General features: G+C 74.3%; 15 protein-coding genes and 2 pseudogenes. 5 read left to right on the top strand and 12 right to left on the bottom strand.

The genetic code is table 11. The features are described 5' to 3' along the window. Positions 1-216 precede the first annotated feature (216 nt). The 3 genes from VE546_RS21505 to VE546_RS21515 form a co-directional block, all read right to left on the bottom strand. Entirely contained in the window at positions 217-2,412 is a 2,196-nt protein-coding gene (locus tag VE546_RS21505; protein ID WP_324924874.1) for a PBS lyase, read from the bottom strand. A gap of 244 nt (positions 2,413-2,656) precedes the next feature. Continuing rightward, positions 2,657-3,418, bottom strand: a complete 762-nt coding sequence (locus VE546_RS21510) for a hypothetical protein (RefSeq protein ID WP_324924839.1) — start codon at positions 3,416-3,418, stop codon at positions 2,657-2,659. 1 nt (position 3,419) lies between these two features. After that, a complete protein-coding gene (locus VE546_RS21515) occupies positions 3,420-4,013 on the bottom strand; it encodes a sigma-70 family RNA polymerase sigma factor (RefSeq protein ID WP_324924841.1) in 594 nt (197 codons plus the stop codon). A 351-nt stretch (positions 4,014-4,364) separates the two neighbouring features. On the opposite strand from VE546_RS21515, the gene VE546_RS21520 reads away from it, so the two are divergent. After that, positions 4,365-5,186, top strand: a complete 822-nt coding sequence (locus tag VE546_RS21520; RefSeq protein ID WP_324924844.1) for an SAM-dependent methyltransferase — start codon at positions 4,365-4,367, stop codon at positions 5,184-5,186. Between the two features lie 156 nt (positions 5,187-5,342). Here the strand turns inward: VE546_RS21520 and VE546_RS21525 are convergent, their stop codons facing one another. Both VE546_RS21525 and VE546_RS21530 read right to left on the bottom strand, forming a co-directional pair. Beyond that, positions 5,343-6,005 carry a lytic polysaccharide monooxygenase auxiliary activity family 9 protein gene (locus tag VE546_RS21525; RefSeq protein WP_414720543.1) on the bottom strand — a complete coding sequence of 221 codons (663 nt, stop codon included), beginning with the start codon at positions 6,003-6,005 and terminating at the stop codon, positions 5,343-5,345. Between the two features lie 187 nt (positions 6,006-6,192). Continuing rightward, positions 6,193-7,473 (bottom strand): MFS transporter, encoded by a 1,281-nt coding sequence (locus tag VE546_RS21530; RefSeq protein WP_324924847.1) that lies wholly within the window; start codon positions 7,471-7,473, stop codon positions 6,193-6,195. Positions 7,474-7,545: 72 nt separating this feature from the next. On the opposite strand from VE546_RS21530, the gene VE546_RS21535 reads away from it, so the two are divergent. After that, entirely contained in the window at positions 7,546-8,304 is a 759-nt protein-coding gene (locus VE546_RS21535; protein ID WP_324924849.1) for a DeoR/GlpR family DNA-binding transcription regulator, read from the top strand. A 116-nt stretch (positions 8,305-8,420) separates the two neighbouring features. Here VE546_RS21535 and VE546_RS21540 read toward each other — a convergent pair. After that, positions 8,421-8,483, bottom strand: a pseudogene (locus VE546_RS21540) (hypothetical protein); the annotation flags it as partial. Between the two features lie 209 nt (positions 8,484-8,692). On the opposite strand from VE546_RS21540, the gene VE546_RS21545 reads away from it, so the two are divergent. Further along, positions 8,693-9,109, top strand: coding sequence for a VOC family protein (locus tag VE546_RS21545; RefSeq protein ID WP_324924851.1), 417 nt, complete (start codon positions 8,693-8,695; stop codon positions 9,107-9,109). 23 nt (positions 9,110-9,132) lie between these two features. Here VE546_RS21545 and VE546_RS21550 read toward each other — a convergent pair whose 3' ends face one another. From VE546_RS21550 to VE546_RS21560, 3 genes are all read right to left on the bottom strand, one after another. After that, positions 9,133-9,720: a hypothetical protein gene (locus tag VE546_RS21550; RefSeq protein WP_324924853.1), complete on the bottom strand. Its 588-nt coding sequence runs from the start codon at positions 9,718-9,720 to the stop codon at positions 9,133-9,135. Positions 9,721-10,163: 443 nt separating this feature from the next. Further along, positions 10,164-10,928, bottom strand: a complete 765-nt coding sequence (locus VE546_RS21555) for an HAD family hydrolase (protein ID WP_324924855.1) — start codon at positions 10,926-10,928, stop codon at positions 10,164-10,166. 72 nt (positions 10,929-11,000) lie between these two features. Next, positions 11,001-11,582, bottom strand: a complete 582-nt coding sequence (locus tag VE546_RS21560; RefSeq protein WP_324924858.1) for an SDR family NAD(P)-dependent oxidoreductase — start codon at positions 11,580-11,582, stop codon at positions 11,001-11,003. A gap of 260 nt (positions 11,583-11,842) precedes the next feature. Between VE546_RS21560 and VE546_RS21565 the strand changes: the two are divergent. Continuing rightward, a pseudogene (locus VE546_RS21565) lies at positions 11,843-12,928 on the top strand (glycoside hydrolase family 43 protein); the annotation flags it as partial. Positions 12,929-13,072: 144 nt separating this feature from the next. Here the strand turns inward: VE546_RS21565 and VE546_RS21570 are convergent. The 3 genes from VE546_RS21570 to VE546_RS21580 all read right to left on the bottom strand — a co-directional run bounded on the left by VE546_RS21570 (position 13,073) and on the right by VE546_RS21580 (position 16,616). Further along, positions 13,073-13,279 carry a hypothetical protein gene (locus VE546_RS21570; protein ID WP_324924860.1) on the bottom strand — a complete coding sequence of 69 codons (207 nt, stop codon included), beginning with the start codon at positions 13,277-13,279 and terminating at the stop codon, positions 13,073-13,075. Between the two features lie 471 nt (positions 13,280-13,750). Then, positions 13,751-14,110, bottom strand: a complete 360-nt coding sequence (locus tag VE546_RS21575; protein WP_324924862.1) for a metalloregulator ArsR/SmtB family transcription factor — start codon at positions 14,108-14,110, stop codon at positions 13,751-13,753. 286 nt (positions 14,111-14,396) lie between these two features. Further along, positions 14,397-16,616: an NADP-dependent isocitrate dehydrogenase gene (locus VE546_RS21580; RefSeq protein ID WP_324924864.1), complete on the bottom strand. Its 2,220-nt coding sequence runs from the start codon at positions 16,614-16,616 to the stop codon at positions 14,397-14,399. A gap of 180 nt (positions 16,617-16,796) precedes the next feature. Here VE546_RS21580 and VE546_RS21585 point away from each other — a divergent pair. Further along, on the top strand, positions 16,797-16,974 hold a 178-nt coding region (locus VE546_RS21585), incomplete at its 3' end, for a metallophosphoesterase (protein WP_324924876.1).

The raw sequence follows: 16,974 nt of genomic DNA on the forward strand, positions 1-16,974 counted from the left end.
CGGCACGACCGGTGGAAGCGCCCTGGCCGGACGCGGGATTCCCGCTGCCCGAGCACCTGTGTCGCTCCGCTCGGCGTCCGCCTGCCCGGCTCGCGGTCCGTGAGGTCGCGGGAATCCGGCGGCACTTCGCCTGGCACACTTTTCCGCGCCATCGGGCGGGGCGCGCGTCCGCCCCGCCCGTCCGCAGGGGAATCCGTGACCGCCCGTCAGTGGCTGTCAGTGCCCGCCGGCGGCCTGCGGAACCCGTTCCAGGAGGCGACGGCACACCCGCAGCAGCGCCTCGTCCTCGGCGACGTCGTAGGGGCTGCTGCGGCCGGGCTCGAAGGTGTGGCGGCGGGTCTCGGCGAGTTCGGCGCGCAGCAGCGGCGCCGCCGGTGCTGCGGCGGCGCCCATCTCCACCAGGCAGTCGGCGATCGGCCCGCGGATGTGGACGTTCTCCTCCCACGCCGCGCACAGGACCGGCAGGACGGTCCCGGCGTCCCGCGCCACCCGCCACAGGGCGGTCGCGGTGTCGATCCGCGTCCGCAGGTGGTCCTCCTCCGCGAGCAGCCGGCGCAGTCGTGGCGCGGCTCCCGCGGCGGCGGGCCCGAGGCCCCCCAGCGCCACGACGGCCTCGTACCGGGGCCCTGGTTCCCCCGCGTCGAACACGGCGCACAGCGCGGGCAGGACGGTCCCGCCGTCGCCCTCCACCGCCCACAGTGCCGCCGCGGCGGCGACGGCCGTCCCGGCGTCCGTGCCGGAGCCGGACAGCAGCGCCCGCAGGTGTGGCCCGGCCTCGTCCGCGGCGGGCCCGAAGGCCGCGACGGCGCGCAGGGCCGCCCGGCGGATCAGGTCGCCCCGCCATCCCGACGCCTCGCGCACCACGCGCAGCACCTCCGGGAGGGCGTCGGCGGAGCGGAGCGCGGTCAGGCCGGAGAGCAGGGGCGTGACCCGGCCGTACGCGTCCCCGTCGAGCGGGTCCTCCGCCAGCCGGCGGCGCAGCAGGGGTACGAGCGGGGCGCCGTGCTCGCCGAAACCGCCCGAGTCGCCGATCAGTCCGCCCAGGCCGTAGGGGACTTCGGGCCCTTCCAGCGCGGCGGCCAGGTACGGCACGGCGCGCGGGTCGCCCAGCCGGGCGAGCGCCTCCAGCACGCCGCCGACCGCCGCACCGCCGGACGGCCACGTCACGACGCCCCCGTCCGGGTCCGCCGCCACGCACGCCGCCAGGTGGTCGGCGATGGGCCCGGTCAGGCCGGTGAAGTCCTTCAGCACGGCGGTGGCGGCCTTCCTCACCCGGGGCTCGGGGTCGGCGAGCGCCCGCCCGACCAGCTCCACCACCTCCCCGTACGATCCGCGCCGGCAGCGGACCGTCATGGAACTCGTCCACAGGGCGTCCTCGCGCCCGTCCGGGTCGGGTGAGCGGAGCTGGTGGACGATCAGCTCGATGCTCTCGGCCACCCGGTCGCCCAGGGCGTTGTGCAGGGTGCGCAGCAGGGGCACGGTGTTCACTGCGGCGCCCTTCGCGCTCGCCCCGGTCTCGTGCAGCCGGTCGAGCAGGCCGGTGACCGTGGGCACGATCTCGGCGGGGAGCCGCTCGGGGGCGCAGCGCCCCAACTGGGCGAGGGCCGTGAGCCGCTCGGCGGGATCGGTGCCGTCCTGCCGGAGCCCGTCGAGCAGCGCGACGGCTTCGTTCCTCAACTCTCCTCTCCTCAGGGCGATTTCGGCCGCCTCCCGCATCAGCGCCGACCGGACCTCGCCGTCCCGCTCCAGCGGCAGCCGCTCCCGGAGCACCGACAGCACGTGCCGTCCGTCGTCGTGGAGCCTGACCAGCGCGGCCGGCACCGCCCGGCGCACCCCGGGGTCGGCGTCGTCCACCAGGGAGAGGAGGGTGCCGGCCCCGGTGCGGACGGCGGCGCCCGCCACCCGGTGGGCGGCCCACCAGGACCTCGGGTCCACCTCCTCGAAGTCGTCCTCGTCGGCTTCCTCGTCCTCGTCGTTCTCGTCCTGGGCGTCCTGGACGTCCTCGCCCCCGTGGTCCTCCTCGCGGTCCTCGTCGCCCCCGCCGTCCTCCTCCTCTTCCTCAGCGGAGTCCTCCGGGCAGTCCTCCCCGAAGTCCTCCGGGCCCTCCGGATTCCCGGCGCTCGCGAGGCCCTCGGTGGTGGACTCCCAGATGGAGGCGATCAGACCGATCACCTTGCCGCGGTCGCCGACGGCGGGATCGGCGATCAGCTCGAACAGGAACGGGATGCAGGCCAGCGTGGAGTCGTAGACGCCCCCCTGGTGGTGCACGACGCCGTACATCTCCTTCAAGGCGGCCTCGCGCTCCGCCGGATCGCCGGAGGCGAGCCCCAGCAACAGCTCGGGCACGTCCTTCGCCCGGCCGTACGCATGGCGCATCGACCCCCAGTCGATCTTCCGCAGCCCTTCCAGCATGGTGCTCCTCCCGATCACGTCCGTCGGGATTCTGCACCGCCCCGCCGACATCGCTCCTGGTGGGCCGCCGGGTGGCCGGGCGACGGGGACCGCGATGCGCTTGGCACGCTTTTTCTTGACCGGAAACGTGCCCCCGGTCCCGGGTCCGGCTCCCTCGCGCCTGTCGCGCCGCCCGGCGACCGCTGCCCGGACGGCGTCCAGGACGGGACGGCCGCCGGCGCGCACGCGTCCGGCCCGCAGGGGCTCAGCCCGTCCGTGACCTGGCGAGTTCGGCGGGGAGTCCCGGGGCGGGCTGGGGGATCTCGCCGAAGTCCTCGTCGTCGCCGGTGACGCGCAGCCGGTTGAGGACGGCCTCCACCGCGGGCGGCAGCCGGGGATGCCGCCCGCGGTGGCACTGCCTGAGCAGGTCCCGGCGGATCGCGTCCGGCAGCAGGAAGCCGCGCAGCCCCGGTGCGGAGGCGGCGGGCGCGCGGGAGGCGCGGTGCGCGCCCCTCAGGCGGGCGGTCTGGTCGCGCCAGTACTCGGCGTCCCGGAACTCCGCGAGGCACCGGTGGTGGAGGTAGAGGCAGAAGGCCGCGGTGCGACTGCCGCCGCCGGCCGCGAACTGCCACCAGAACTGGGCCGCCTCCCGGTGACCTACCAGGTGGAGGAGGCAGCCGAAGACCAGCGCCCCCTCGGGATCGACACGCCGGTGGTCGACCAGCCGCGCGAGGCTGTCCGCCGCCCGGGGGGCGCCCACGACCAGGGAGATCGCCAGGTCGAGGTCGTGGGCGGCCTGTTCGTGTGCGGTGCGGTACCGCCGCCCCGCGGCCGCCGGCCGGTCCGGCGGGGACGGCCGGTCCCCCTGTTCCGGCGAGCGGCGCGGTGCCGGGAGCCGGGTGTCGGCCTGGCCGCGGGCGAGGCGTTCCCGGGCGGCGGCGGAGTCGTAGTCGTCGTACGCACCGCCGAGGACCTCCGCCTCCTCCAGCAGTGCGTCGATCGTCCGGTGTTCGTGGGTGCCGCGCACGTCACCGCCCTCCTGTCGTGTGGTCCCGTGGCAGGTTCAGGCTGGCCGCCAGCCTCCTCTTGGCGTGCCGCACCCGCGAGCGCAGGGCGGCCGGGCCGCAGCCCAGGTACTCGGCGACCTCCTCGTCGGTGCAGCCCAGTACGTAGCGCAGCACGATGGCGTCGTACTGCCGTTCGGGCAGTGCGGCGATGGCCGAGTACAGGCCGATGCCGCTCTCCAGGACCGCGAACTCGTCCCGCAGTTCGGGCAGCAGGCGCGCGCGGCAGGCGGCGTCGAAGGCGGCCGTCTCCACCAGGGCCGGTTCCCGGCCGTGGTCGTCCAGCCAGGCCCGGATGTGCTCCTTGAGCACCGCCCACGCGTACGCGGGGACGGACTCCTGTTCCAGCGCGTGGGCCCAGTCGCGTAACAGGTGGCGGCCGGCGGCCTCCACGACCGCCTCCGCGCCGGCACGGCTGCCCACCTGGGTCTGGGCGTACCGCAGCCACAGCCTGTGGTGGTACTCGTGGAAGGCTTCGAAGGTCAGGGCCATCCGCTGCAGGGGGACGGGTGGGGGGTTGTCGTCCACGTCGATGGGGACGTTGTCGGGTTTGTTCACCGCGGGTCGTTCCCGGCTCCGTGAGTCTGTGGTCGGGGTCGTCGGTCACGGGGTGCCCCGTCCCGCCGGTCACCGCGGCGCTCCGCGGTGGATTCGGCAGCCGGCGCGAGGGGTCGGTCGTGATTCACCAGCCAATCGGATCATGGGGCCTTCGGGTGCCGATTTTTCCAAAAGATAAGCCCGGAGTAATGACGTGATTACCCTCGCGGCGGCCGAGGCAGAGAGTACGGTACACCTCGGCTTCCCAACTGACGATGTTTCAGGGAGAGTTGGTCCGTCCGCGCGGCCGGCCCGGCCGGCAGCGGAAGTGACGGCACGTCAAACCGACCGGGACGAAGGAAGGGATCCAGGGTGTCCGAATCGGCGACCGACGACGGCGTGGTCGACCTGGAGCTGGACCGGGCGCACTCCGCCCGCATGTACGACTACTACCTCGGCGGCCACACCAACTTCCCCGCCGACCGCGAGGCCGCCGGCCGGGCCCTGGCCGCCTTCCCCGCCGCTCTGGTCGCCGCCCGCGCCAACCGGCGGTTCATGCACCGCTCCACCCGCTACCTGGCCCGCAGCGGGATGCGCCAGTTCCTCGACATCGGCACCGGCATCCCCACCTCCCCCAACCTCCACGAAGTGGCCCAGGAGGTGGCACCCGAGTCACGGGTGGTCTACGCCGACAACGACCCCATCGTCCTCGCCCACGCCCAGGCCCTGCTGCGCAGCCACCCCGCCGGGCGCACCGCCTACACCCAGGCCGACGTCACCGACCCGGCCGCCGTGCTGAACGCGCCCGAGGTGCGCGAGACCCTCGACCTGGAGCGGCCGGTGGCGCTCAGCCTCAACGCGCTGCTGCACTTCGTACCCGGCGAGCACCGGGCGCACGAGATCGTCGAGTACTTCAAGAAGGCCCTGCCGTCGGGCAGTGCCCTGGTCATCAGCCATGCCACGCCCGACTTCGACCCCGAGGGCGTCGCCCGCGCGACGGAGGTCTACCGCGCCGCCGGAACGCCCCTGCAGGCCCGCACCCGGGAGGAGTTCGCCCGGTTCTTCGACGGCTGGGAGCTGGTCGAGCCGGGCATCGCCGTCTCCCACCGGTGGCGTCCCGACTCCGAGGACGAGCCCGGCAACGTCACCGACGCCGAGGCCGCCTGCTACGCCGCGGTCGCCTACAAGCCCTGAGACGCGGTCCCGGGCCGTCCGTGCCCGCCGGTGCGGAGGGACCGTTCGCCCCGTCCCGGCCGGACGGCCTCGTGCCCCCGCCCCGCCGCGGGGGCGGCGGGGCGGGGGCCGCGGAGCGGCGGGGACCGGGGAGCACCCCGGTCCCCGTACCCGCCGTCATCCGGTGAACTTCACGTCGCTGCAGAAGTAGTACGCCTGGTCGAGGTGGCTGGCCTGCCAGACCGTGTAGACGACGTGGTGGCCGGTGCGTCCCGGCGCGTTCACGTCGACGGTGGTCGTGGTGCCCGTGGGCATGCGGCCCGTCTGGGTCACCAGTTCCAGGTCGCTCCAGCGCAGGCGCTGCCTGGTCGGGTCGAAGCCCTGCTTGGTGACGTAGACGCGGATGTAGTCGGCGCCGTGCGACGACTGGTCGAGCAGGTTCAGCCTGAACCGGTTGGGGCGGTCCACGGTCTTCCAGGGCCCCGGGGTGTCCAGGGCGGCGTAGCGCCCGTTCTGGGTCATGCCGCCGCTGCAGAGCTGCCCGTCGGGGACGGCGGCCTGGTGGTTGCCCCCGACCCCGTCGCGCAGCAGGCCGTTCCAGTTCCACATGGCGCTGGGGTCGGCCTGCCACGCCTGGTGGCACATCGGGTCCTGGGTGGCCATCTCCGGCGACTGCCAGTTGCTGGCCCACCGCTGGTAGCAGCCGTAGTGGCGTGAGGGCGGGTCGCTGACCGCGCCGTGCGCGGAGGCGTTGCCCGTGGCGAAGGTCGTGAGCAGCGCCAGGGAGGACCCCAGGACCGCTAACGCTCGCCCGACAGTGGTCTTGCCGATGGAGAGCATCTGTACCGCCACATCTTTCGCTGATCGACGACAGGGACTTCTCACCGGCTGTGGCCGGTGGGCGGAACCAGTGGAATGGGAGCGCTCCCAGGGCGCACCGTAACAAAACCGGTTTCTCCTGTGAAGACGTGCGGAGAGCCCAGTTCCGCAAGGCCCGGCCGCGGCGGGCCGGCGTCCCCGCACCGCCTCAGCCGCCGTGCCGCTCCGCCGTCGCGGGCGCGGTCCGCGAGTCCCCGGCGTGCACGGCCCCGGGCGGGCCGGGGGCGCCGTCCGTCCCCCCGGCCGCGGCGTCCTCGGGGCGCAGGACGCCGGCCTGCCAGGCGGCCACGGCACAGAGCGCCACGGGCAGCAGGAAGGTGAGGTTGAGCGGGACGAGGTGGGTCAGCGGGCCGATGACGGCGGGCCCGGCGAGCATGCCGAGGTAGCCGAGCCCCGCGACGCGGGAGACGTTGGCCCCGGCGGCGTCCCGGTCGGCGTGGCCGGCGGCGCTGAAGAGCTGGGGGACGCTGCCGGACAGGCCGATGCCGAACAGCGTCCAGCCGCCCAGGGCCAGGGGGATCCACGGGGACAGCGCGGCCACCGCCAGGCCGAGCGCGGCCGTGGCGGCACCGTGGCGGACGACGGCCACCGGGCCGAAGCGCGCGACCACCCGGTCGGCGAGCAGGCGCCCGGCGGTCATGGCGGTGGAGAAGGCGCCGTAGGCGAGGGCGGCGGTGGCCTCGGGCGCGTCCAGGACGTCCCGCAGGTGGAGCACGCTCCAGTCGTTGGCCACGCCTTCGCTCAGCATGAGCATCAGCGCGAGCACGGCCAGCAGCCAGATGCGCCGGGGCGTACGGCGCCGGATCCCCTCCGCCCCGGTGTCCGTCCCGGTCCGGGCCTCCGCGCCGGAGGCTCCGGCGGTGCGGGCGGGTTCGGGCCGCAGCAGCGCGGGGGCGGCCAGCGCGGCGACGGCCAGGCCGAGGAGCGCCATCGCGCCCAGGGTCGCCGCCGGGTTCCAGCCCCAGCCGAGCGTCCGGGCGCCGACCAGCGAGGCGAGGACGCCGCCGAGGGAGAAGGTGGCGTGGAAGGCGGACATGACGGGCCGCCGGTAGCCGCGCTCGACCTGGACGGCGTGGGCGTTCATGGCGACGTCCAGGCAGCCGTTGCCGAAGCCGAGCGCCAGCAGGGCCGCCCCCAGCGTCCAGGCGTTGCCGGCCAGTCCCGGCAGGACCAGTGCCGCGCTGCACAGCGCGGCACTGACCGGCACGACGGTACGGGCGCCGAAGCGGTCGGCGAGCGGGCCGGTGAGCTGCATGCCCGCGAAGGCCCCCGCGCCGAGCAGCAGCAGGAGCCAGCCGAGCACGGCGTGGCCGATCCCCGTCCGGTCCTCGACGGCGGGGATGTGGACGACCCACATGCCCAGGACGAAGCCGTTCAGGGCGAAGTAGGCGAAGGTGGCCAGCCGGGCGGCCCGGAGGTTTCTTTCCATGCGACGACCATAGACAACAAAATCACTGTTCGAAAGATTGGGTTTCAAACAATCCTGATGTTCAATAGGCGCATGGCGAGCACAGACCGTTTGAGGCGGATCACCGAGGCCGTACGCGAGGCGGGCCGCATGGGCGTCGCGGAGCTGGCCGGGCTGACCGGCGCCTCGGAGATGACCATCCGCCGCGACCTGGAGGTCCTGGCCGCGCAGGGCGTCCTGGAGCGCTACCGGGGAGGGGCCAGGAGCCTGCTGCTGCGCGGGGAGGAGCCCCCGTTCGCCCTGCGGTCGCAGGAGGGCCAGGAGGCCAAGCGGCGCATCGCCGAGGAGGTGGCCGGGCTGATCTCCGACGGCGAGTCCGTCGTCCTCGACAGCGGCACCACCTGCCTGGAGGTGGCCCGCGCGCTCGTCCACCGCCGCCTGACCGTCATGCCGCTCTCCCTCCACGCGGTGAACGCGCTGGCCGGGGCGCCGCATCTGACGCTGCTGGTGCCCGGCGGCCGGCCCCGGCCGGGCGAGCTGGCGCTGACGGGCCCGCTGACCACGGCGTCACTGGCCGCCCTGCGCTTCGACACCGCCGTCATCGGCTGCTGCGGACTGACCGCGGCCGACGGCCTGACCGCGTACGACCTGGACGACGCCACCGTCAAACGCGCCGCGATCGACGCCTCCCGCCGCGTCGTCGCCGTCGCGGAGGCCGCCAAGTTCTCCCGCACCGCCCTCGCCTTCGTCGCCCCCGCCTCCGCCCTCCACGCCGTCGTCACCGACGAGGCCGCCCCGGACGATGAGACCGACGCCCTGGCCGCCGCGGGCGTGACCGTGCGGAAGGTGTGACGCGTGGCCGGCACCGTGCTCTTCGACCTGTTCGGCGTCATCGCGCGCCACCGGTCCGCGGAGGGGAGGGACCGGCTGGTCCGGGCGGCGGGCAGCAGGCCGGCGTGTTCGTAGAACCGCAGCGTGGTCGCCGGGACGCCGCAGCGCCCGGCGAGCCGGGAGATCCGCATCGCGCTCATGGCGTCGACGGCAGACCTTCGCCCCGGGTGGAAGGTCAGGCGTCCGGCGGCGCGGAGGACACCGGCGGGCACCCCGGAGGGCACCGCCTCACGACCGGTCCCGTCCGAGCTCCGCGGGGCGCGTCGGGGCGGGCAGCGCGCCGGCGACCGCCCGTCACTGTTCGGCGGTCCACTGGCTCTGGCCCGCAGCGCCGCGGGAGCATCGGGGAATGACAGACACCTCCATGGACATCGGGGCCCTCGTCATCGACTGCGTCGATCCCGAGCGGCTGGCCTCGTTCTGGTCCCGCCTCCTGGGCAGGCCGATCGCGTCGAGGAAGGGCCCCTACGTCTGGCTCGCGGACGTCGACGGCCTGATGGTGGGCTTCCAGAGGGTCGCCGAGCCGAAGGCGGGCAAGAACCGCGTCCACTTCGACGTCACCTCGCCGGATCCGGTCGCCGAGCAGCGGCGCATCGAGGCGCTGGGCGGTCGGCGCCTCGGGCAGTACGACCAGGGGGGCTTCCTCGTCATGGCCGACCCGGAGGGGAACGAGTTCTGCGTCATCCCCCGGGGCCCGGTCGGGCTCGACGACGACGGCCGCGCGCACTACCTCGACGACCGCGACGCCCCTCCCCCGCCGTCCTGACCGGCCCGGCCCCGGTCCCGCCGCTACCGGCCCTCCTGTTCCACGGCGCCGGTGAAACCGAGCCACGCCAGGGACGCGTAGCCCACCATCGTGGCGCACAGCTCCCCGCCCTCCGCCCGGTCCTCCCCGGGAGGCCTGCTCCCCGTGCCGAAACAGCCGAATTCCCTGGCGGTGTTCACCGCCGCCACCACGCTGTCCGCGGCCTCCCGGACGCCCGCGTACTCCCCCGCGGCGAACCGCTTCTCGACGTACCGGGCGACGGCGCCTGCCGTCCTCCCCGCGGCGGTGAGGTCCTCGCCGCACCGGCTGTCGTCCCAGCGGACCTCCGAGCAGGCCAGCGCGTCCTCCAGGCCGTGGGCCGTCGCACGGGCCCGGTAGAACTCGTACGGGGTCAGCGGCGGCGCGGACGGTCCCGGCGGGGCCGTCGGACCCGGTGGGGCCGGCCGCGGCCCCTCCCCTCCGCCTCCACCTCCGCACGCGGACAGCGGCAGGACCAGGGCGGCGATCACGGCGACCGCGACGGCCCTGGCCGGCAGGGCGGCCGGCGGGGCGGGCGGCGCGGCGCGTACGGGCGGTACGGCATCGGCGGTCACGCGGTCGTCGACGGTCATGGGTGTCCCGTCTCGTAGGGTCCGTGCCGTGGGGGCGCTCGACGCCCGGGGGCGGGGCGACGACGCCCTGACGAGCATCACCACGTGTCCGCGCAAGCGCAAGGACGCGGACGGCCGGCGCCGGGACGCCGGGTGCGCCGGTCGGGGCGGGGCGAGAAGGTGCACGAGAGGCGCGGCTGCGCCACCGACGCGGTGCGTAGATCCGCCGCCGCGGCTCGGCGAGGACGCGGCCGTACCGGACCGCTGACCGCCGTCGCCGGGAACCGCGCCGCCCACCACGTCCACCGGGTCCGCCGGAAGGTCGGCTTCGCCGGGAAGGCAGGCTGTGCCGGGCCCTCCGGCGCGACGGCCGGTGGTACGACCTGTTCGCCCTGGGCCTGCCGGAGGGCGAACCCCGTCGGCGGCGCGAGCCGCCCCCGGTCACCGGGCAGGCGGCGAGGGGTTCACCCCTGCTCGCCCCCGGCGCCGTCGTCCGCCGTCTCCCGCCGCCGCGGCGGCGGGAGTGCGGACGGGCCGTCCAGCACGGACAGCACCTGCGACAGCGACGCCACGCGGGGGCCGGACCACCGCTCCTTGCGGGCGCGGGCCTTGTCGGACGCGTTGTCCGCCTGGTCCGCGGTCCACAGCAGGACCGCCGTCATCCCGCACGCGGCGGCGCCCTCGAGCTCGTCACCGCCCCCGTCGCCGACGTACAGGCACCGGCGCGGTTCGACGCCGAGCCGGGAGGCGATCCGGTCGAAGAGTCCGGGGTCGGGCTTGCGCCGCCCCTCCAGGCAGGACAGCACGGCCGCGTCCACGCGGGAGGCCAGCGGCAGCGTGGGCCACCTCTCCGCCAGCTCCACGGTGCAGTCGCTGAGCACGCCCACCCGCAGCCCCCGGGCCCGTATCCCCTCCACGGTCGCCGGCGCGTCCTCGCGCAGGACGAACAGTTCCTCCTGGGCGGCGCGCCTGGCCTCGCACGCCGCGGTCAGGGCGGCCTCGTCGGGCTCCACGCCGCAGCGGCGCGCCAGCGTACGGAAGGTCTCCCGCAGGCCGCCCAGCGCCCCGACGGCCCGTTCGGGGAAGGAGTCGTCCAGTGCCGCCCGCCACGTCCGCGCCGGTATCCCCAGCGGTGCCGCGCTGCGGGCGGCGTGCTCGTCCCACACCCGGGCGGGTGTGCTCGGCGTCAGCGTCCCGAAGAAGTCGAAGACCACGGCGGCGAAGACCATGCCCGGACCCTAACCCGCGCCCGTCCCGCGGCGGCCCGCGCCCCGGCGGGCGGGGGCCGCCGCGGGGCGGGATCAGCGCCCGAGGAGCCGGGCCGTCTCCTCCCGGAGGCGGTCGGCGTCGGCGGCGTCGACCGCGTAGGGCGCGAGGCCGCTCATGCCGCTTCCCCGCTCATGCCGCTTCCCCGCTCGTGCACGACTTCCCCGCTCGTGCACGACCGCGGCCTCGCCGCAGTCCTCGAAGCAGCGGCCGGTGACACCCTCGACGAGGGGGGAGGCGGCCGGCAGGACGGAGGTGGCCGCGCCGAAGGCGCGCAACTGCTCCCCGGGGAGATGGCGTTGAAGGTTCGTCATGATGCCGCCGGGGTGGAGGGCGTTCGCGGTGATGCCGTCGTCGGCCCACCGGTCGGCCAGGGCGACCGCGAACAGGATGTTCGCCGTCTTCGACCGGCCGTAGGCGGCCCGGGCGTCATAGGGCCGGAAGTCGAAGTGGAGGTCGTCGAAGGCCACCGGGGACCGCAGGTGTGCGGAGGAGGCGACGATCACCACCCGCGCCCCGGCCGCGGCGGCGGGCGCATCGTGCAGGCCCGGGGTGAGGGCGGCCGTCAGGACGGCACCGCGCCTGGGGTTGCCGTGCTCCACTGCGGGACCGCTCACGCCACGCACATGGGGCAGATCGACGAAACGTGTCCAACAGGTTCAGCCGTCCATACGGCGGTGCCGTACCCCGGTCCCCGTCCCGGCGGCCGGGCGGGACCGGGCGGGGCGGGCTCCCCCACGGGTCCGTGCGCGCGGGTCCGTGCGCGCGGGGTTGACCCTGGGGGCGGGCCCCGCATACTGACGGGGCCGGCCCGTACCGCCGCTCCCCGCACGGCCTTTCCTCAAGCCCCCCGCACTGGTTCGGGAAAGTGGGACACATGCCCGGGATCCGCCTGCCGAGCCGCCCCGCCGCCTTGCTGGCCGGCGTGCTCGTCCTCCTCCTCACCAGCCTGGCCGCCGGGCCCGGGGCGGCCGCCGGCCCGTCCGGCGCCCCCGGCTCCGCCTCCGCCGCGCAGCCCTACGCGGGGTACCTGTTCGTCTACTTCACCGGCGAGGACACCGCCGACGGCGAGCAGATCCACCTGGCCCTCAGCCGCGGCAACGACCCGCTGCGCTGGCGCGAGTTGAACGGCGGCGCCCCGGTGCTGAGGTCCACGCTCGGCGAGCGGGGGGTGCGGGACCCGTTCCTGATCCGCTCGCCGCAGGGCGACCGGTTCTTCCTGATCGCCACCGACCTGAGGATCCACGGCAACGGCGACTGGGACCGCGCGCAGCGCCACGGCAGCCGCTCGATCATGGTCTGGGAGTCCGCCGACCTGGTGAACTGGTCCCGGCAGCGGTCGGTGCGGGTGTCCCCGCCGACGGCCGGCAACACCTGGGCCCCGGAGGCGTACTGGGACGAGGCCCGCGGCCGGTACGTCGTCTTCTGGGCGTCCAAGCTGTACGCGGAGGACGACCCGCAGCACACCGGCACCAGCCACCAGCGCATGCTGTACGCGACCACGCGCGACTTCGTCACCTTCGGCGGGGCCGGGGTCTGGCACGACCCGGGCCACTCGGTGATCGACTCCACCGTCATCCGGCACCAGGACGCGTACCACCGCTTCACCAAGGACGAGCGGAGCCAGTCGCCGTCCGTCCCGTGCGGCAAGTTCATCACCCAGGAGCGGTCCGCCGACCTGCTGGACACCTCCTGGGATCCCGTCGCCACCTGCATCGGCCGCGCGACCGGGACGAGCCCGGGCCTGAGCCGCGGCGAGGGCCCGGCCGTGTTCAAGTCCAACACCGAGGAGAAGTGGTACCTGTTCATCGACGAGTTCGGCGGCCGCGGCTACGTGCCGTTCGAGACGACCGACCTCTCCTCGGGCCGGTGGACCATGTCCACCGGCTACGACCTGCCCTCCTCGCCCCGGCACGGCACCGTCCTGCCGGTCACCCGGGCCGAGTACGACCGCCTCTCCGCCCTGTGAGGCGCGGGCCCCGTGAGTGCGCGGCCCCGCGAAGCCCCTGGCCCCGTGAGGCGCGCTGCCCGCAGGAGGCGGGCCGGGCGTGCGGGGGCGGCGGCGCCCGGCCCGGTGTCCGGGGCCGGCGCCGCCCGGTCCTCCCGTTCAGCCCGGGTGCGTACCCGGATTGATGATCTCGTCCAGCGCCTCGCGGACGACCGCGAAGGCGACCCGGTTGATGCTCGCCGTCAATTCCTCGGCACCACCGCCTCCGTCGGCCCGCTCACTGATTCCGGCCTCCCGCTCCGCTGCCCAGTCGCGTGCGACCCGGATGCGGCGGAGGAGTTCGTCTGCGTCCACGACATCAGCCATAAACGGAACCTACCCGCATACACCGCGCGGCAGCCGTACGAGCTGAGGACCGGCCGCGAACCGCCGGACGCGGCGCACTCGACGCCCGGCGGCGACCCCGCAGTTCAAACCGACGGTCCGGGGAGGGGGCCGGTCCGGGCTCTCCGCGCCCGCGACGCGGGGTCCGCGCCGCCGCCCCGCCGACGATGACGTGAATCACACCGAAGATCCCCAATCGAGATGGAATTTCCGGGTCGGGGCCTCGGTTGCACTCATCGCAGGTGCCGGTGGTGGGACGGTGTCCCCGGGCCTCACCCCTTGCCTGCGAGGACGATCGTTCGGCCGAAGCCTCGCAGAGCCACTCGCCGCGCAGGCGACCGCCACCGCCGGCACCGGCACTCGGACCGGCGCCGGCCAGGTTTCCCCCCTCCTGGTCGGTGCCTTCCCCTGCCCGCTCCCGTCCGCCCCGCGGCTGCCCGCGGAGCCCGGGGCTCAGGCCCGGGCGGAGGCGAGGAGTCGCCCCATGGCGGCGAGCACCGAGGGCTCGACCCGGTAGTAAACCCAGGTGCCGCGCCGCTCGGAGGTGAGCAGCCCGGCCTCCTTGAGCTTCTTCAGGTGGTGGGAGACGGTCGGCTGGGAGACCCCGACGTCGGAGATGTCGCACACGCACGCCTCGCCGCCCGCGTGCGAGGCGACCAGGGAGAACAGCCTCAGCCGCACCGGGTCGCCGAGGGCCTTGAACATCACGGCGGCCCGCTCCGCCTCCTCGGCGCTCAGCGGGCGCTCGGTCAGCGGCGGGCAGCACGGCGCCGCACCCTGCTCCGGGACCGGCAGCACCTTCGTGTTCGACATGTCTCTATGTTGACATATGTCGAATCAGAGCGGCAGAGGGCGGACCGCCGGCCGGCTCAGCCCCGTGATCGCCGGCGCCGCGCCGGCCTTCCCCCTGGTCTTCGCCGGTCCCCGTCGTCACCGCCGGCCCCCGCCTGCGCCGTTTCCTGATCCGGTCCTGGAGCGGCGCACCACGGGGCCGGGCACCCCGCCCCGGTCCCGCTCGACGCCCGCGGGGACGGGACCGCCCCGGCCGGGCGCGTGCCGGCCGGGGCGGAACGGGTGCTGACGGCAGGGGGCCGTCGCGTCAGCCGAGGGTCTCCAGGGCCTGGTTGAAGGTCTTCGACGGACGCATGACGGCCGAGGCCTTGGCCGGGTCGGGGCGGTAGTAACCGCCGATGTCGACCGGCGAGCCCTGCACCGCGATCAGCTCCTCGACGATCGTCTGCTCCTGCTGGGCGAGCGTCTCGGCGAGCGGGGCGAACACCTGCGCGAGCTCCGCGTCGTCGGTCTGCTTCGCCAGCTCCTGCGCCCAGTAGAGCGCCAGGTAGAAGTGGCTGCCGCGGTTGTCGATGCCGCCCAGTCGGCGGCTGGGCGACTTGTCCTCGTTGAGGAAGGTGCCGGTGGCGCGGTCGAGGGTGTCGGCGAGCACCTGGGCGCGGGCGTTGCCCGTCTTCTGCGCCAGGTGTTCGAAGCTGACCGCCAGCGCCAGGAACTCGCCCAGGCTGTCCCAGCGCAGGTAGTTCTCCTTGACGAGCTGCTGGACGTGCTTGGGCGCGGAGCCGCCGGCGCCGGTCTCGAACAGTCCGCCGCCGTTGATGAGCGGGACGACCGAGAGCATCTTGGCGCTGGTGCCCAGCTCCAGGATCGGGAACAGGTCGGTCAGGTAGTCGCGCAGCACGTTGCCGGTGACCGAGATCGTGTTCTCGCCCCGGCGGATGCGCTCCAGGGAGAACTTGATCGCCTCGACCGGCGGCATGATCTCGATCCGCAGGCCCTCGGTGTCGTGCTCGGGCAGGTAGGTCCTGACCTTCTCGATGAGGTTGGCGTCGTGGGCGCGGCCCTCGTCGAGCCAGAACACCGCCGGGTCGCCGGTCGCGCGGGCGCGGGTGACGGCGAGCTTGACCCAGTCCCGGATCGCCACGTCCTTGGTCTGGCACATGCGCCAGATGTCACCGGGGTTCACGGTGTGCTCGAGGACGACGTCGCCGGCCTCGTCGAGGACCCGCACCGTGCCGGCCTTCGGGATCTCGAAGGTCTTGTCGTGGCTGCCGTACTCCTCGGCCTTCTGCGCCATCAGGCCGACGTTGGGCACCGAACCCATCGTCGCGGGGTCGAAGGCGCCGTTCGCGCGGCAGTCGTCGATGACGGCCTGGTAGATGCCGGCGTAGGAGCTGTCGGGGATGACGGCGAGGGTGTCGTGCTCCTGGCCGTCCGGGCCCCACATGTGGCCGGAGGTGCGGATCATCGCCGGCATGGAGGCGTCGACGATGACGTCGCTGGGCACGTGCAGGTTGGTGATGCCCCGGTCGGAGTCGACCATCGCCAGGTCGGGGCCCTCGTTCAGCTCGGCCTCGAAGGACTCCTTGATCTTCGCGCCGTCGGGCAGCGACTCCAGGCCCTTGAAGATGGCGCCGAGGCCGTCGTTCGGGCTCAGGCCGGCCGCAGCGAGCGTCTCGCCGTACTCGGCGAACGTCTTCGGGAAGAAGGCCCGCACCACGTGGCCGAAGATGATCGGGTCGGAGACCTTCATCATCGTGGCCTTCAGGTGCACCGAGAACAGCACGCCCTCGGCCTTGGCGCGGGCGACCTGCTCCTTGAGGAACGCGCGCAGCGCCGCCACGCGCATGACGGCCGCGTCCACGACCTCGCCCGCCCGGACCGGCACCGACTCGCGCAGGACGGTGGTGGTGCCGTCCTCCCCCGCCAGCTCGATGCGCAGCGCACCGTCCTCGGTGACGATCACGGACTTCTCGGTGGAACGGAAGTCGTCGGCCACCATGTGCGCGACGTTCGTCCTGGAGTCGGGCGTCCAGGTGCCCATCCGGTGCGGGTGCGTCTTGGCGTAGTTCTTCACCGAGGCGGGCGCGCGGCGGTCGGAGTTGCCCTCGCGGAGCACCGGGTTGACGGCGCTGCCCTTGACCTTGTCGTAGCGGGCGCGGATCTCCCGCTCCTCGTCGGTCTTCGGGTCGTCCGGGTAGTCCGGCAGCGCGTAGCCCTGCTGCTGCAGCTCGGCGATCGCCGCCTTGAGCTGCGGGATCGAGGCCGAGATGTTCGGCAGCTTGATGATGTTGGCCTCGGGAGTCCTGGCCAGCTCGCCCAGCTCGGCGAGGGCGTCGGCGATCCGCTGGTCCTCCTTGAGGTACTCCGGGAAGACGGCGATGATCCGCCCGGCCAGGGAGATGTCACGGCTCTCCACAGCGACCCCGGCCTTCGAGGCGTACGCCCGGACCACGGGCAGGAACGAATACGTCGCCAGGGCCGGGGCCTCGTCGGTGTGCGTGTAGATGATGGTCGAGTCAGTCACCGTGTGCTCCGCTCCACGTCTGCAACATTGCTCGACATCAAGATATCCCGTGGCCACCCCCCTCTCGACAAGCCCCTGCCCGTCCGCGGGGAAAGGGGTTGCCCGGCGGATCGTCCACTGCCAGTCTCGGTGACCCTGAGGGGGAGGGCCGCCGGAGGGCCCCACCGGGAAGGGCAGGGCATGGCCGCCGTCGACAGTCCCCGGACGGGGAAGTTATTCGCCATCAGCGACCTGCACGTCCGCTACGAGGAGAACAGGCGCATCGTCGAGGGACTCCGCCCCCGGTCGGACGGTGACTGGCTGCTGGTCCCCGGTGACCTGGGCGAGGTGTTCGCGGACGTCGAGTGGGCGCTGGACC

This window comes from Streptomyces sp. (assembly GCF_035644915.1).
Taxonomy (GTDB): Bacteria; Actinomycetota; Actinomycetes; order Streptomycetales; family Streptomycetaceae; genus Streptomyces.

What these genes read in the sequence shown, in the direction of transcription:
- VE546_RS21545 (WP_324924851.1), top strand. Translation starts at nt 8,693, where the DNA reads ATGACAGACACCTCCATGGACATCGGGGCCCTCGTCATCGACTGCGTC.
- VE546_RS21530 (WP_324924847.1), bottom strand. Translation starts at nt 7,473, where the DNA reads ATGGAAAGAAACCTCCGGGCCGCCCGGCTGGCCACCTTCGCCTACTTC.
- VE546_RS21555 (WP_324924855.1), bottom strand. Translation starts at nt 10,928, where the DNA reads ATGGTCTTCGCCGCCGTGGTCTTCGACTTCTTCGGGACGCTGACGCCG.
- VE546_RS21505 (WP_324924874.1), bottom strand. Translation starts at nt 2,412, where the DNA reads ATGCTGGAAGGGCTGCGGAAGATCGACTGGGGGTCGATGCGCCATGCG.
- VE546_RS21535 (WP_324924849.1), top strand. Translation starts at nt 7,546, where the DNA reads ATGGCGAGCACAGACCGTTTGAGGCGGATCACCGAGGCCGTACGCGAG.
- VE546_RS21575 (WP_324924862.1), bottom strand. Translation starts at nt 14,110, where the DNA reads ATGTCGAACACGAAGGTGCTGCCGGTCCCGGAGCAGGGTGCGGCGCCG.
- VE546_RS21550 (WP_324924853.1), bottom strand. Translation starts at nt 9,720, where the DNA reads ATGACCGTCGACGACCGCGTGACCGCCGATGCCGTACCGCCCGTACGC.
- VE546_RS21525 (WP_414720543.1), bottom strand. Translation starts at nt 6,005, where the DNA reads ATGCTCTCCATCGGCAAGACCACTGTCGGGCGAGCGTTAGCGGTCCTG.
- VE546_RS21570 (WP_324924860.1), bottom strand. Translation starts at nt 13,279, where the DNA reads ATGGCTGATGTCGTGGACGCAGACGAACTCCTCCGCCGCATCCGGGTC.